Genomic DNA, 13,824 nt, shown 5'->3' with positions numbered 1-13,824 from the left:
CGCTGGCGCTGCTCGTCACGGGGTACGTGATGGGCTACACGGCGCGGGGCGGACGGTAGTCGCGACGCGCATCTCCATTCGCGACAGGCGGATGGCGGATGAACGGAGCACGGCCTCCCCGGGCGCAGATCGCCGGGGAGGCCGTTTTGCATCATGGGGCAGACGGGAGGTAAACACCCACCCTCACGCAGGAGGCAGCCATGCGGTACCGCCGGTTGGTTCTCCTTCACGCAGCATCGTTGCTGGCCCTGTCCGCGTGCGCGGGAGGCGCGCGCCCGGACGACGTGCCCGGCCCCGCCTATCGAGCGTTCCGGGCGCAGGGGGGCGCCATCGTGGTGAGCGGGCGGGAGCTGGACGGCCCCAGCACCAGCCTGATCACGGTGCTGCGCAGCCGGATCGTGAGCATGCAGGTGTCGTACACCGGGTATTGCCCCAGCGTGATGCTGCGCAACCGCAAGAGCATGTTCGGCGACAACAACCCCGCGGTGTACGTGGACGGCGCGCGGGCGGCCAACACCTGTGTGCTGGACGAGCTGTCGCCGGCGGACGTGTCGCGCGTGGAGGTGTATCCGCAGGGCATCGGGCCGGGCGGCAGCTACGAGTCGCACGCCAACGGCCTGATCCTCGTCTTCATGCGCACGGGCCAGACCTGAAACAGACGAACTGATTTCTCACGCAGAGCCGCAGAGGCGCAGAGAACTTCGATCGCGCGACGAAGTACTCTGCGTCCTCTGCGGCTCTGCGTGAGAATACATCTGTAGAAGCCGGAAACGACGCGGGGCAGGCCTCCACGAGAGAGGGCCTGCCCCGCGTTGCTCTTTCAGGCTCGGTCCGCGTGCGCTACTGGATGAGCTCTTCCGTGGAGACGAGGATGGCACCGTGGCCGTTGCCGGCGCCCCAGCGCAGGTTGGCCTGCGCCGGGGTGAACCAGCGCACGTACCGAACGTTGGCCAGGGGGATCTGCCGAAGCGCGTCGGCCGCGCCCATGCGCGCGTTGTTCAGGTACACGTTGGGGCTGGGCGCCATGGAGCCCTGGCCAACGCCCGCCTCGCCCGTGGCCGGGTCGGTGGTGCCCACGCGCACCGTGGACCCGCGGCCCTGGTCGCCGCGCACGCGCAGCCACTGCGGGCGAACGGACTGTACCAGCGAGTACGCGTCCGCGGCGCCGCTGCGGGCGATCTCGTCGGACAGGATCAGGTCGCGTCCGCCGGAGCCCGCCGCCGTGCCCGTGCCGGCCGAGGCGCACGCCGACAGCAGCACGAGCGCCGCGCCGGCCATCATCTTCTTCAAGCCCTTCATCTCGTAAGGTCCCGCGTCGGTACGGTGGGATAAGGAAACGGCTGGAGCCCCCCGCGGGGGGGAGCTCCAGCCGGGTGGGAAAACCGCGGGAGGATCAGTGGTTCATGAACCACACCGGCGTCGTGATCTCCACGTTCGCCGGGAAGTTCTTGGAGTTGTACAGCGCCTCCTCCTGCGGGTACGGAATGCGCGCCGGGAAGGTCTCCGTGGACGCGTTGGCCGAGAGCTGCAGGTTGGGCGTGCCCGTCCGGCGGAACTCGTTGAACGCCTCGGGACCCGCCATGAAGAGCGCGATCCACTTCTGCAGCCAGATGTCCTCCAGGCCGCCGTACGTCACCTTGGCCTGGTTGACGTACGCGTCGGCGCCGTCCACGTCGTACTGCTCGAACGACGCGGAGATGCCGGCCTCGTACAGCGTCTCGGGGCTGGCGGCGATCCAGCCGCGCTGGGCCCCCTCGGCGCCCAGCAGCAGCACCTCGGCCGCCGACATGAGCACCGACGGCGTCTCCGGCCGCAGGAAGTAGCTGCCGATGGTGGAGTACGAGCCCGACGTGTTGTACGTGCCGCCCACCTGCGCGGGCGTGAGCCCGTTGGGCAGTCCGCGGTACGCCCCATCCGTGGCCGCCGGCTGGGCGAACACGGCCAGGCGCGGGTCGGCCAAGCTCGTGAGCGTGTCCACCAGCGCCCGGCTCAGGCGGAAGTCACCCGGACGGCCGCCCAGCACGATCTGCTCGTAGATGGGGTTCTGCGCGGGCTGCGCGCCCGGCCAGTCCAGGTCCGCCTGCTCCGACACGTCGTCGATCACCTGCGCCGTGCCCCACGCGGCCGCGAACTCCGTGCGGGCCAGCGACGACTTGGGCGTGTCGGCCATGCGCATGGCAATGCGCATGCGCAGCGAGTTGGCGAAGTTCACCCACCCCTGCATGTCGCCCTCGTACAGCAGGTCGCCCTCGGCGGCCGAGAGCTCCGCGCTGGCGTCGATCCGCGCCACGGCCTCGCGCAGGCGGCGCAGCAGGTCGGGGTAGATGTCGGCCTGCGCGTCGTACTTGGGGTTCTGGATGTCGGCCTCGAGGCTCAGCGCCTCGCTGTAGGGCACGTCGCCGAACAGGTCCGTGAGCATCATGAAGTCGTAGGCGGACATGATCTCCGCCACGGCCCACAGGTTGTCGTCGTCGGCCTCGTCGGCCATCTCCTTCACCCGCAGCAGGTCCTGCAGGGTGCCGGCGTAGAAGTTCTCCCAGATCTCCGTGGGAATGCCGGCCCGCGGCGTGTAGCGGTCCTCGTCGTTGTACGCCGACTGGGCCACGTGCTGCGCCCACAGCTCCGTGTGGTACAGCGTGGTCCACGGGCCAAACCCGCCCACCCCGTTGCTGGGGTCCACGGCGTCCCAGATGCCGCTGGCCAGCAGCACCTCGACCGGGACGTCCTCGGGGGCGTTGGGGTTCTTGTTGATGTCCGTCAGGCCGTCGTCGCAGCCCGCCGCCAGCACCAGCGACAGGGCCGGGACGGCCGTGAGCATCTTCTTGAAGCGCATGTCTCTGTCCTCTCGCGCCGGCTCAGGGCCGCACGGTGATGTTGAAGCCGAAGCTCCGGGCGCTGGGCATCTGCGCGTACTCGAAGCCCTGCACGTTGGAGTTGTCGAACGCGCTCTCCGGGTCGATGTGGTCGTTCTCCGTCCACAGCGCCAGGTTGCGGCCCACCAGCGCCAGCTGCAGCCCGGTCACGCCCAGGCGGTCCGTGAAACGGCCCGGCAGGTCGTACGCCAGGGTCACCTCGCGCAGCTTGACGAAGCCCGCGTCCACCATGTGGGCCTCGTTCACGGAGTACGCGTACTCCCACAGCGTCTGCGCGTCCACCACCTTCTGGTTGGGCACGTAGGTGGTGTCGCTGCCGTTGATCACGCGGTTCACGCCCTCGAAGACGATGCCGGTGTTGGCGTCGCACGTGGGGTAGCCCGGCAGCGCCGGATCGCCCGCGGGGGTGCAGCGGCCCGCCTCGGTCTCCGACAGCACGCCCGCGTAGCGGCCGAACATGTGGGTCACCGAGTAGATCTCGCCGCCGTGCTTGATGTCGAACAGCACGTTGAGGCGCGCGTTGCGGTACGAGATCTGGTTGCCGATGCCGGCGCGCCAGTCGGGGTTGAAGTTGCCGATGACGCGGCGGTCGTTCGTCCACAGCGGCACGCCCAGGCTGCTGCTGACGATGATGTTGCCGTCGGGGTCGCGCTGGTACGCGGTGCCCATGAGCTGGCCCAGCGGCTCACCGACGCGCGCGAACTGCTGCACGCCCCAGAAGTCGCCGTTGGTCATCTCCAGGCCTTCCACGTCGTCGGCCAGCTCCAGCACCTTGCTGCGGTTGGCCGACCAGCTCAGGGTGGTCTCCCACCGAACGTCGCCCGAGCGGATGGGCTCGCCGCGCAGCAGCACCTCCACGCCGCGGTTGCGCACCGTGCCGGCGTTGATGAAGCGGCTGGTGTAGCCCGTGGCGCGCGAGATCTCCACCGGCATGATCTGGTCGCGCGTGCGGCTGTCGTACACCGTCACGTCCAGGCCCAGCCGGTTGTCGAAGAAGCCCAGCTCCGCGCCCATCTCCACCGACTCGGTGATCTCGGGGCGCAGGCTGGAGTTGCGCAGCGCGCCCGGGATGGAGAAGGTGGGCAGGCCGTTGAAGATCTCGTCGGCCAGGTACGTGTTGACCAGCTGGTACGGGTCGGTGTCGTTGCCCACCTGCGCCCAGCTCGCCCGCAGCTTGCCGTAGTTGAGCCAGCTGCTGTTCTGGAGCGCCGGCAGGGCGTCGCTGAACACGAAGCTGCCGCTTACCGACGGGTAGAAGTACGAGCGGTTGCTCTCGGGCAGCGTGGACGACCAGTCGTTGCGGCCCGTGAGGGTCAGGAACAGGTAGTCGTTGTAGCCCAGGTCCGCCTGGCCGTACAGCGAGTTCACGCGCTTGCGCGAGTCGTAGCTGTAGGGGTCCGGGGTGATGGCGGCGTTGGACACGTCGAAGATGCCCGGCGCGGCCAGGTCGCCCACCCAGGTGTAGTCCAGGGTGCGGTTCACGTCGCGGCGGTTGCCGCCGAACGTCGCGCTCGCGCTGAACGCCCCGTCCATCTCGGGGTTGGCGGTGAGCAGGAAGTCCGTGTTGGTCTCCTGGAACCCGATGTCCCAGTTGGCGAACGCGCCGTTCTGGCCCACGTACTCACGGTTCAGCGTGAGCGGGTTCGTGGTGTACAGGCCGCTGGCCGCGTTGCCCTCGGCCGCGTACGTCTTCTGGCGCGAGTCCTGGTACCAGTCGGTGCCCGTGCGCACCAGGCCCCGCAGCCACGGCCGGAACTCGTACGACGCCGAGATCTGGCCGATGAGCCGGTTGCGGTCGTCCGTGTTGCGGTTGGCCAGCTGCAGGAAGTACGGGTTGGGATGGTACGAGTAGTTCCAGCTGTACGGCAGCCCCGCGATGCTGCCGGGCTCCTCGCTGCCGCGCGGCTGGTTCCAGTTGCGCTCCAGGTCCTTGACGTCCACCTGGCGGCCAAACCACACGAACTGCGACATGGGGTTGTCCTCGCCGTACCCCACGCCCGGGCGGTTGTGGCCCTCGCGCTGCACGAACTGCACGCTGCTGTTCACGTCCAGGCGGTCCGTGAGGTCCAGCCCGCCGCTGAACGAGAGCGTCGTGGCTTCCTGGCCAAAGCCGGGCGCCATGCCGTCCTGGTCCATGCGCGAAAAGCCGAAGCGGCCGTTCATGCGCTCGCTCCCCGCCGCCACCGACACGCTGGTGTTGAGCGTGCGGCCCACGTCGAAGAACTGGTCCACGTTGTCGGGATGCGACACCCACGGGGTGGGCTGGCGCACGCCGTTCACGATGGGGCTGTTGTACTGCGGGATCATGAGCCCGGCGTCCAGGGGCGGGCCCCAGCTCACGTCGGCGCCGTCGTTCAGGCCGTTGTCGTAGCCGTCAAAGAACGAGAACTGGCCGGCCATGCCCTGGCCGTACGCGTTCTGGTACTGGGGAAGGCGAAGCTCGTCCTCCCAGGTCACGTTCTGGCTGACGGTGATCTCGGGCCGGCCGCCGGCCGTGGAGCCGTTCTTGGTGGTGATGATCACCACGCCGTTGCTGGCGCGCGAGCCGTACAGGGCCGCGGCGTTGGGCCCCTTGAGCACGGTGACCGAGGCGATGTTCTCCGGGTTGAGGTCCTGGAGCGCGTTGCCGTAGTCGAAGCCGCCCTGGCCGGTGTTGAGGTTGCCGCCGGTGCTGTAGTTGTCCACCGGCACGCCGTCCACGATGAACAGCGGCTGGTTGTTGCCCGTGATGGAGTTCTCGCCGCGGATGACGATGCGCGACGAGCCGCCCTGGGGGCCGCTGTTGGTGATGTTCACGCCCGGCACCTTGCCGCTCAGCGCGTTCACCACGTTGGTCTCCACGCGCGACAGGTCCTCGCCGGCCAGCTGCGTGGTGCTCACGCCCAGCTCGCGCTCCTGGCGCTCCAGGCCCAGCGCCGTCACGACCACGCCTTCCAGCAGCAGCGTGTTGGGCGCCATCTGGAAGTCTTCCGTGAGCGTGGCGCCCGGACGGAGCGAAACGCTGCGCGTGACGGTGGACAGACCCACGCGCGACGCGCTGATCTGGGCCGTCTGCCCCGTGCCCACGCGGGCCGCGGGGATGGTGATGGTGTAGCGCCCGTCGGGGCCGGTGGTGGCGCCCACGTTCAGGCTCTCGATGCGCACCAGCACGCCGGCCTCCGGCTGGCCCTGCGGATTGCTGGCGCGGCCCTGGACCGTCGCGGGTCCCTGCGCGGACAGTGCCGCCGGCGCAAAGACAAGCGCCGCGGCCGCCAGCAGCGGACGGAACCTTCTCATCCTGAAACCTCCCTGTGGAAAAGACGGCTCCTCGGTGAGCCGTCGCGAAACGTGTTCTCCCGGCCTGCTACCCACCTGATCCGTCACCGAACGCGCGGTGCCGGGGGTGATCGTACGTCCGAATGAACGTGCCGACCGGGGTCTTCAGGGTGTTTTGAACTACGCGGTGGCCAATTGTACCCTCGTCTGGAGTGGCAATCCGCGCCCGCGGGCGCGCGGTGATCATCGGACCGGGGGAGCCGGACGGGTGCCCGGATCCCCTGCTGTGTGCTGAAAATTTAGCCGCGCCGCCAGGGCCATCCCCTCCGTCCCGGCGCGTCCGTGCGTGCTCGATGCAGGAAAGTGTAACGAACTCGCGTGTGTCGCGCCATATATTCGGTTGCAGAACAAAAAGGCGCGGCCCTGGCTGATGACATAATTCAGGACGCAAATCGCCAATTCGTCCACGCGGGAACTTTTCTGCGTCCCGCCGGCATTCCAGCCGGGACGCCTCCTACGCCACCTACACATGTTTGTTCCCAGGCCATGCAATCCATCCAAATCGCCGCGCTGCTGCCGGACCTGCCACGCTGGGTGGAGGTGCGTGCCTCGCTGCTGGACGGGCGCGGCGAGGTGATGGGCCTGCGACACCGACCGGCCTTTTCCTTTCTTCTGCGGGAGCCGGACGGGAGCCTGCTGGCGGTCGTGGGGCCGGCTGATAAAGAACGTATCAGATCCGTAATTCTGACTCTGCGTGCGGATGCCCAGGTGATCTGCGCGCCGGAGCAGGGTGACGGGGTCGCGGCGGCCCTGGCGGGCTGGAGGCGAACGCGTGCCGTGCTGCACCGCCTGCGCGACCCGTCGCGTCTGCCTCCCGCGCCGGATGACGGGGTGCGCTTTCTCCGCCCGGGCGAGCTGGAGACGCTCGTGGATCTTTCGATGGATTTGCGTCGCGAACTGGGGGACGCGGAGGGGGAGGGGCAGCCGATCGCGGCGGGGTTCGTGGAGGGGCGGGCGGTCTCGTTCTGCTATCCGGCGTCCGTGACGGAGACGCTGTGGGACATCTCCATCGACACCCTGCCGGAGTTTCGCCGGCGCGGGCTGGCGGGGCGGTGCGTGGCGCACGTGGTCCGCCACATGTGGACGATGGGCAGGGAGCCGGTCTGGGGCGCCGTGGTGGAGAACCCGGCGTCGTGGCGGCTGGCCCGCAAGCTGGGCTTCGCGCCCGTGGACGAGCTGGCGCTGTTTCGAGGCGCCGGGGAAACCGGTCCCGGGCTGGAGCGTTGATTCCCTGCGCCAGGGAGGCGCGCAACCCCGCTCCGCGCATGAACCCATGGCGCCGGACGAAGGATCTCGCTCGCCGTGCAGGGGATGCGCGTCCTTCGCTCATCCAGGCCGGGCCCCTCCCTGATCCACCGTCCGTCTTTCGTCCGCCGGATTCCCCTACCGCGCCTTCCAGTGCGGGTTGGTCCGGCTGGTGAGGATGTGGTCCTCCCAGCGGCCGTTGAGCAGCAGGTAGTCGCGCGCGTATCCCTCGATCACGAAGCCCAGCCGCCGCAGCAGCCCCCCGCTGCGCTCGTTGCGCGGCACGTAGTTGGCCTGCACGCGGTGAAAGTTCTGCGGGCCGAACATGTACTCGATGGCCGTCTCCAGCCCCTCCCGCATCATCCCCTTGCCCTCGTACTCCCGGTCCAGCCCGTACCCCAGGGTGCAGTAGTGCGCGGGCGAGCGGAACACCTGCGTGAAGTTGGCGTTGCCGATCACCCGCTCCGGCCGGGCGCGGTCGAACAGGAACAGCCGCACGCTCTTTCCCTCGCGGAACTCCGCCAGGTTGGCCCGCACCTGCGCGTGCCAGAACCCCTCGGTGTGGAACTCCTCGCCCACCAGCGGACGTGACGGGGCCAGGTGCTCGCGGTTGTCGCGAAAGTAGCGCACCACCTGCGGCACGTCGGCGGCCTCGGCAAGGCGCACGATCACGCGCGGGGAGGTCAGCACGGGCAAATCCAGGGTCATGGCTGTGCGGGCGGACGGAAATGGGGGGCGATGATTCGGATTCCTCGACCGGTCAAGGTACAGCGCCGGCGCGGAGGATCAAGCCGGGCATGCCCGTTGCGAATCCGGCGCCGCTCCCGATGCACACTGACGCAGACCGAGCCGGAGAGGACCGCCGTGGCCGAAGACCGCAAGGAGCCGCCGTTCGACGGGGGATCGCAGCCCGTTCCGCACCAGAAGGACCCCGTGCCCGGCCCGGGCCGCAGCGCCGCCCAGGTGATCACGCTCATCGTGAGCGTGCTGATCGTGGCCGCGCTCGCCGTCTACATCTTCGCCCGCTGACGGGGAACGGCCGGGCGGCGGCGACGGGTTGCCCGGGCGGGCAAACGGGTACAACTTTGTACGCATGTCCGCCGTCCTTGCCGCCGCGCGCCGCTGGGTGTTTCCCGCCGCGCCCGACCACGCCGCCGTAGACCGCCTCGCGGGCGAGCTGCGCCTGCCGCCCACGCTGTGCCGCCTGCTGGTGCAGCGCGGATACGGCCAGGTGCAGGACGCGCGCGGCTTTCTGCGTCCCACGCCGCAGCACATCCACCCGCCCGCCGGCCTGGCCGGCGCCGCCGAGGCCGTGGCGCGCCTGGCGCTCGCCATCGAACGGCGCGAGACCGTGCTCGTCCACGGCGACTACGACGTGGACGGCATCTGCGCCACGGCCCTGTACGTCCGCGCGCTGCGGATGATGGGGGCGAAAGCCGAGCCGTTCGTCCCGCGCCGCCTGGTGGACGGCTACGACCTGTCGGACGCGGGGGTAAGGGCGGCGGCGGACATGGGCGCCACCCTCATCCTCACCTGCGACTGCGGCATCGTGGCCCACGAGGCCGTGCGCCGCGCGCGGGCCGCGGGCATCGACGTCGTCGTCACGGACCACCACACGCCGGGGCCGGACCTGCCCGACGCGGCGGCCGTCGTCAACCCCAACCGGCGCGACTGCGGCTACCCGGACAAGGGGCTCGCGGGCGTGGGCGTGGCGTGGAAGGTGTGCTGCGCGCTGGCGGCGGAGGTGGGCTTTCCGCAGGAGCGGCTGCACAGCTTCCTGGACCTCGTGGCCGTGGCCACCATCGCGGACGTGGCGCCGCTGCGGGGCGAGAACCGCGCGCTCGTCCGCTGGGGGCTCAAGGTGCTCCGCGAGACGCCCAACGCGGGGCTGCGCGCGCTGATGCGCGTGACGGGGCTGGCGGACAAGGGCGAGGTCACGGCGTCGCAGGTGGGCTTCGTGCTGGCGCCGCGCATCAATGCCGTGGGGCGCATGGGCGAGGCCCTGCGCGGCGTGCAGCTGCTGCTGACGGACGACGACGCCGAGGCGGAGCGCATCGCCCACACGCTGGAGGCCGACAACCAGTGGCGCCGCAGCGTGGAGGGCGAGACCCTCAAGGAGGCCATGGCGTCGCTGGAGATCGGCTACGACCCGGACCGCGACTACGGGCTCGTGCTCGCGTCCGCCGGCTGGCACCCGGGGGTGATCGGCATCGTCGCGTCTCGCCTGGTGGAGCGGCTGCATCGCCCCGTGGTGATGATCGCGCTGGACGAGAACGGCGAGGGGAAGGGGAGCGCGCGCTCCATCCACGCCTTCAACCTGTACGAGGCCATGCGCGACTGCTCGGAGCACCTGGTGCGCTTCGGCGGGCACAAGGTGGCGGCGGGGTGCAGCATCCGCGCGGAGAACGTGGATCCCTTCCGCGACGCGTTCAACGCCCTGGCGCGCGAGCGGCTCACGGAGGAGCAACTGGTGCCCGAGGTGCGCATCGATCTGGAGATGGAGCTGCGCCACGCGGACCACGAGCTGGTGCGGATGCTGCGGCACGCCGGCCCGTTCGGCATGGGCAACGCCACGCCCGTGTTCGCCGTGCGGGGCGTGGCCGTGGCGGATCACCGCGTCGTGGGCTCGGGCCACCTGAAGATGACGCTGGGGGCGTACGGGTCGCGGCTGGACGCCATCGGCTTCGGGATGGGCGAGCGCAGCAAGGAGCCGGGCTTTGGCTCGCAGCTTCTGGACGTGGCGTTCAAGCTGGAGGAGAACCACTTCAACGGCCGCACGACCGTCCAGGCCAAGCTCGTGGACTTTCGCCCGGCGGAGTAGGACGACCGCTGGATGCCGGATCATCGGCCTCCAGCCCCGGTTTGTCATCCTGAGGGGCCCTCACGATCCTTGCCCGCGCGTGATGCGTGCGGCCCCGAAGGATCTTGTCCGCGTGACTCGGAGCCAGCGAACCGGACGAACGCCGGCCCGCTGACATCCGGGCGTGAGGCAGGCGCCGAGCACGGGGGGAGAAGATCCTTCGGTCGGGCGCCACGGTCCTGTGCGAAGGCGTGGATCGCGCGGCGCCTCCCTCAGGAAATCAATTCGGCTGATGCCGATCCAGTTCTCCCCCTCCCCCGCGCAGCGGGGGCAGGGGGCGGGGGGAGGGGGCTCTCGCCCGTGGAAGACGCCCCGCCGACGTGCACGATCTCTCCTCGCGTAGTCGTGAGGACGGCGGGGTGGGGGCCGGTTGCTGCCGGCGCGATCTGACCTTCATCAACGAAGAGCCAGTTGCGAATCGTCGCGGGGGAGTGGGGGGGACGGCGGATCGCGGCGCCGCCGGGGCGGGCCACGCGGCCCACGACGGACCGCGTTCGCGAGGCGTGGATGAGCGCCGTCGCGGACTTTCTTCCCGGCGCGCGCGTGCTGGACCTGTTCGCCGGCAGCGGCGCGCTGGGGCTGGAGGCGCTCTCCCGCGGCGCCCAGCACGCCGTGTTCGTGGAGCAGGCCGCGCCCGCGCTGTCCGTGCTGCGCGCCAACCTGCAGTCGCTGGGCGCCGCCCCGCGCGCCGAGATCGTCAGGACGGACGCCGTGAAGTACGCGTCCGCGCTGCCGGCCGGCGCCTTTGACGTGGCGTTCGCCGATCCGCCGTACGGCCAGGGTTTCGCCGAAGCCCTGGCCGATGCATTTTCGCGCACGCCCTTCGCCGCGCTGCTGTGCATCGAGCACGGGCGCGGCGACCGGCTTCCCGAGCTGCCGGGCGCGCGCACGCGCCGCTACGGCGACACCTCCCTCACCTTCATCCCCGCGCCTGAATGAGCGCCGAGCGCATCGCGGTCTGCCCGGGATCGTTCGATCCCATCACGCTGGGCCACGTGGACATCATCCGCCGCAGCCTGCGCTTTGCCGACCGCGTGCTGGTGGCCGTTGCGTACAGCGCCACGCACGTCAAGAGCGGCATGTTCGGCGTGGACGAGCGCGTGGAGATGATCCGCGAGACCTTCGCCGGCGAGCCGCGGGTGCAGGCCGTCTCATTCCAGGGCTTGCTGGTGGACTTCGCGAAGGCGCAGGGCGCGGACATGGTGGTCCGGGGTCTGCGCGCCGTCTCCGACTTCGAGTACGAGTTCCAGATGGCGCTCATGAACCGCCGCCTGTGGGACGGGATGGAGACCGTGTTCCTGGCGCCGGACCTGGAGCACTCCTACCTGTCGTCGTCCCTCGTGCGGCAGATCGCCGCGCTCAAGGGCGACGTGTCGCCGTTTGTGCCCCAGAACGTGCTGCGGCGGCTGAACGAGCGGTTCGGGGGGGCGTCGTGAGCGGATTCGTGGAAAGCGTCCGCGCGCGGGCAAAGGCCAACCCGCGCCGCATCGTCCTGCCGGAGGGGATGGACGAGCGCACGCTGGTGGCCGCCGCCCAGCTGGCGCGGGACGGCCTCGCGCGGCCGACGGTGCTCGGCGGGCCGGAGATCGGCGCGGAGCTGCAGCGGCTGGGCGCCACGGGCGTGGAGCTGGTGGATCCCGCGCACGACCCGCGACGCCCCGCCCTGGCCGCGCGGCTGTACGAGCGCCGCAAGGCCAAGGGGATGACGGAGGAGGATGCGCATCGCCACACGGCGGACGTGCTGCTGTTCGGCGCGCTGCTGGTGGCGGCGGGAGAGATGGACGGGTGCGTCTCGGGCGCCGTCAACACCACGGGCGACGTGCTGCGGGCCGCGCTCTGGGCCGTGGGCCCGGCGGCCGGCATCAGGACCGTGTCGTCGTCGTTCTACATGGTGGTGCCGGACTTTCGCGGCCAGGGCACGGAGGTGCTCACGTACTCCGACGCCGCCGTGGTCCCCGACCCCACGGCCGAGCAGCTGGCCGACATCGCCGTGGCCGCCGCGGACGTCCGCCGCCGCGTCGTGGGAGACGACCCGCGCGTGGCCTTTCTCTCCTATTCCACGAAGGGGAGCGCGGAGGGCCCGACCATCGACGAGGTGCGGCAGGCGCTGGAGATCTTCAGGCAAAAGGCGCCCGGCATTCCCGTGGACGGCGAGATGCAGGTGGACGCCGCGCTCATCGAGAGCATCGGCCAGCGCAAGTCGCCGGGCTCGCCCGTGGCCGGCCGCGCCAACGTGCTGATCTTTCCCAACCTGGACGCGGGGAACATCGCCTACAAGCTCACGCAGCGCCTGGCGCACGCGGAGGCCGTCGGCCCCATCGTGCAGGGGCTGGCGCGGCCGTGCAATGACCTGTCGCGCGGCGCCACGCCGGACGACGTGGTGAACGTCGCCTGCATCACGGGCCTGCTCGCCGGCTGATCCGCATCGATCCGCCTCTTCCGCTGCCGCACGACGATCGTCACCCGGGGGGAGCCCCTCCGCTCCGCCGGGTGGCGCATCGGCCGATACTCCATCCGATCCGCCGTCATCCCCATCATCCGCGGTCCATCCGTCCCATGAAGATCATCCTCCGCACGCTCTTCGTCCTCCTGGCGCTTACTGTGCTCCCCCGCGTGGCGCCGGCGCAGACGTTCACGTACCAGGGTCTGCAGTGGGGCGAGCCGCGGGCGCGCGTGGTGTCCGTCTTTCGCGGGCTGGGATACGAGCTGCGCGACGAGGAGGAGGGCCGGCTGTACTTCTGGGCCGAGGGTGAGCCCAGCACCATCGCCGTGCTGGGTCCGGAGCGGCGGCTGGTGGCGGTGATGGTGATCAACGAGGGGAGCGCGCGGCAGGCGCGGATGCTGTACCACGCGCTGACGGACAGCGTGCGCGGCCGCGTGGGCGCGCCGACGACGGAGACGGACTCCGCGCAGTACTGAGACGCGGGCACGTCCGCGCTGACGGTGGTGCTGGCGGGGCCGGTAGAGAACAGCCCGCAGTCCGCCGTGAACGTGCTCTTCAGCGGCCCGGGGTGGGAGGAGGTGCGCGATGGGACGCGGCGGGCGCCGTCCGCCGGCGGGTTCCCGCCCATCGACGAGACGCGCTGGCTGGTGGCGTACGAGGGCGCGGGCCGGCGCGTGTCGGTGGACCGGACGCGCTTGACGGCGCTGGGCAACGACGTATTCCGCGTGTGGGAGAAGTGGGAGGCCGAGGCGCCCCTGCAGGACAGCGAGGGCGAGTGGTACGACGCCACGCTGACGCGCGTGGACTACGACTGCCGTGGGCTGCGGATGCGGATGATCGAGGTGACCACGTACAACGGCGGCCGGGTGATCGACACGGTGGAGATTGCTCCCGCGCGGCAGGAGTGGGACAGCGCCGTCCCCGAGTCCATCGGCGAGCGGACGATGCGCGCCGCCTGCCCCGTGCTCCGCGCCCGCCGCTGAAGCATCCCGTATCCCCGGATCGGCCGAAACCCGGCCTCCCCGCGCGGAAGCCGGCCCGGGCAGGGGATGGGGTACTCTGCTGCCTCTGCTCCCTCTGCGTGAAAA

Annotated in this window: 13 protein-coding genes; 9 read left to right on the top strand and 4 right to left on the bottom strand. The window is 70.5% G+C overall.

The genetic code is table 11. The features are described from left to right. Positions 1 to 200: 200 nt before the first annotated feature. A complete protein-coding gene (locus VFZ20_RS19490; RefSeq protein WP_329685605.1) occupies positions 201 to 653 on the top strand; it encodes a hypothetical protein in 453 nt (150 codons plus the stop codon). Positions 654 to 840: 187 nt separating this feature from the next. Here VFZ20_RS19490 and VFZ20_RS19485 read toward each other — a convergent pair whose 3' ends face one another. The 3 genes from VFZ20_RS19485 to VFZ20_RS19475 all read right to left on the bottom strand — a co-directional run bounded on the left by VFZ20_RS19485 (position 841) and on the right by VFZ20_RS19475 (position 6,149). Then, entirely contained in the window at positions 841 to 1,299 is a 459-nt protein-coding gene (locus VFZ20_RS19485; protein ID WP_329685604.1) for a hypothetical protein, read from the bottom strand. Positions 1,300 to 1,393: 94 nt separating this feature from the next. Beyond that, a complete protein-coding gene (locus VFZ20_RS19480; RefSeq protein WP_329685603.1) occupies positions 1,394 to 2,833 on the bottom strand; it encodes a SusD/RagB family nutrient-binding outer membrane lipoprotein in 1,440 nt (479 codons plus the stop codon). A 22-nt stretch (positions 2,834 to 2,855) separates the two neighbouring features. Next, complete coding sequence (locus tag VFZ20_RS19475) at positions 2,856 to 6,149, bottom strand: SusC/RagA family TonB-linked outer membrane protein (protein ID WP_329685602.1); 3,294 nt, start codon at positions 6,147 to 6,149, stop codon at positions 2,856 to 2,858. A gap of 525 nt (positions 6,150 to 6,674) precedes the next feature. Here VFZ20_RS19475 and VFZ20_RS19470 point away from each other — a divergent pair. Continuing rightward, positions 6,675 to 7,415: a GNAT family N-acetyltransferase gene (locus tag VFZ20_RS19470; RefSeq protein ID WP_329685601.1), complete on the top strand. Its 741-nt coding sequence runs from the start codon at positions 6,675 to 6,677 to the stop codon at positions 7,413 to 7,415. 156 nt (positions 7,416 to 7,571) lie between these two features. Here the strand turns inward: VFZ20_RS19470 and VFZ20_RS19465 are convergent, their stop codons facing one another. Continuing rightward, a complete protein-coding gene (locus VFZ20_RS19465; protein WP_329685600.1) occupies positions 7,572 to 8,141 on the bottom strand; it encodes a GNAT family N-acetyltransferase in 570 nt (189 codons plus the stop codon). A 156-nt stretch (positions 8,142 to 8,297) separates the two neighbouring features. Between VFZ20_RS19465 and VFZ20_RS19460 the strand changes: the two genes are divergently transcribed. The 7 genes from VFZ20_RS19460 to VFZ20_RS19430 all read left to right on the top strand — a co-directional run bounded on the left by VFZ20_RS19460 (position 8,298) and on the right by VFZ20_RS19430 (position 13,719). Beyond that, entirely contained in the window at positions 8,298 to 8,462 is a 165-nt protein-coding gene (locus VFZ20_RS19460; protein ID WP_329685599.1) for a hypothetical protein, read from the top strand. A 64-nt stretch (positions 8,463 to 8,526) separates the two neighbouring features. Continuing rightward, positions 8,527 to 10,254, top strand: coding sequence for a single-stranded-DNA-specific exonuclease RecJ (gene recJ, locus VFZ20_RS19455; protein WP_329685598.1), 1,728 nt, complete (start codon positions 8,527 to 8,529; stop codon positions 10,252 to 10,254). Positions 10,255 to 10,704: 450 nt separating this feature from the next. Beyond that, entirely contained in the window at positions 10,705 to 11,232 is a 528-nt protein-coding gene (gene rsmD, locus VFZ20_RS19450) for a 16S rRNA (guanine(966)-N(2))-methyltransferase RsmD (RefSeq protein ID WP_329685597.1), read from the top strand. Continuing rightward, complete coding sequence (gene coaD, locus VFZ20_RS19445) at positions 11,229 to 11,729, top strand: pantetheine-phosphate adenylyltransferase (protein ID WP_329685596.1); 501 nt, start codon at positions 11,229 to 11,231, stop codon at positions 11,727 to 11,729. The genes rsmD and coaD overlap by 4 nt, the downstream gene beginning before the upstream one ends. An 8-nt stretch (positions 11,730 to 11,737) precedes the next feature. Next, positions 11,738 to 12,712: a phosphate acetyltransferase gene (pta, locus tag VFZ20_RS19440; RefSeq protein ID WP_329685595.1), complete on the top strand. Its 975-nt coding sequence runs from the start codon at positions 11,738 to 11,740 to the stop codon at positions 12,710 to 12,712. A 137-nt stretch (positions 12,713 to 12,849) separates the two neighbouring features. Beyond that, positions 12,850 to 13,212: a hypothetical protein gene (locus VFZ20_RS19435; protein ID WP_329685594.1), complete on the top strand. Its 363-nt coding sequence runs from the start codon at positions 12,850 to 12,852 to the stop codon at positions 13,210 to 13,212. 27 nt (positions 13,213 to 13,239) lie between these two features. Then, positions 13,240 to 13,719: a surface-adhesin E family protein gene (locus tag VFZ20_RS19430; protein WP_329685593.1), complete on the top strand. Its 480-nt coding sequence runs from the start codon at positions 13,240 to 13,242 to the stop codon at positions 13,717 to 13,719. Positions 13,720 to 13,824 lie beyond the last annotated feature (105 nt).

It is taken from the genome of Longimicrobium sp., assembly GCF_036280135.1.
GTDB lineage: Bacteria > Gemmatimonadota > Gemmatimonadetes > Longimicrobiales > Longimicrobiaceae > Longimicrobium.
The sequence above is the reverse complement of the archived record's forward strand: the minus strand, read 5'-3'. Positions and strand labels throughout refer to the sequence as shown.

Bases quoted from the DNA above. Each gene is read 5' to 3' on its own strand.
- VFZ20_RS19490 (WP_329685605.1), top strand. From the start codon at position 201: ATGCGGTACCGCCGGTTGGTTCTCCTTCACGCAGCATCGTTGCTGGCC.
- VFZ20_RS19485 (WP_329685604.1), bottom strand. From the start codon at position 1,299: ATGAAGGGCTTGAAGAAGATGATGGCCGGCGCGGCGCTCGTGCTGCTG.
- VFZ20_RS19480 (WP_329685603.1), bottom strand. From the start codon at position 2,833: ATGCGCTTCAAGAAGATGCTCACGGCCGTCCCGGCCCTGTCGCTGGTG.
- VFZ20_RS19475 (WP_329685602.1), bottom strand. From the start codon at position 6,149: ATGAGAAGGTTCCGTCCGCTGCTGGCGGCCGCGGCGCTTGTCTTTGCG.
- VFZ20_RS19470 (WP_329685601.1), top strand. From the start codon at position 6,675: ATGCAATCCATCCAAATCGCCGCGCTGCTGCCGGACCTGCCACGCTGG.
- VFZ20_RS19465 (WP_329685600.1), bottom strand. From the start codon at position 8,141: ATGACCCTGGATTTGCCCGTGCTGACCTCCCCGCGCGTGATCGTGCGC.
- recJ (WP_329685598.1), top strand. From the start codon at position 8,527: ATGTCCGCCGTCCTTGCCGCCGCGCGCCGCTGGGTGTTTCCCGCCGCG.
- coaD (WP_329685596.1), top strand. From the start codon at position 11,229: ATGAGCGCCGAGCGCATCGCGGTCTGCCCGGGATCGTTCGATCCCATC.
- VFZ20_RS19435 (WP_329685594.1), top strand. From the start codon at position 12,850: ATGAAGATCATCCTCCGCACGCTCTTCGTCCTCCTGGCGCTTACTGTG.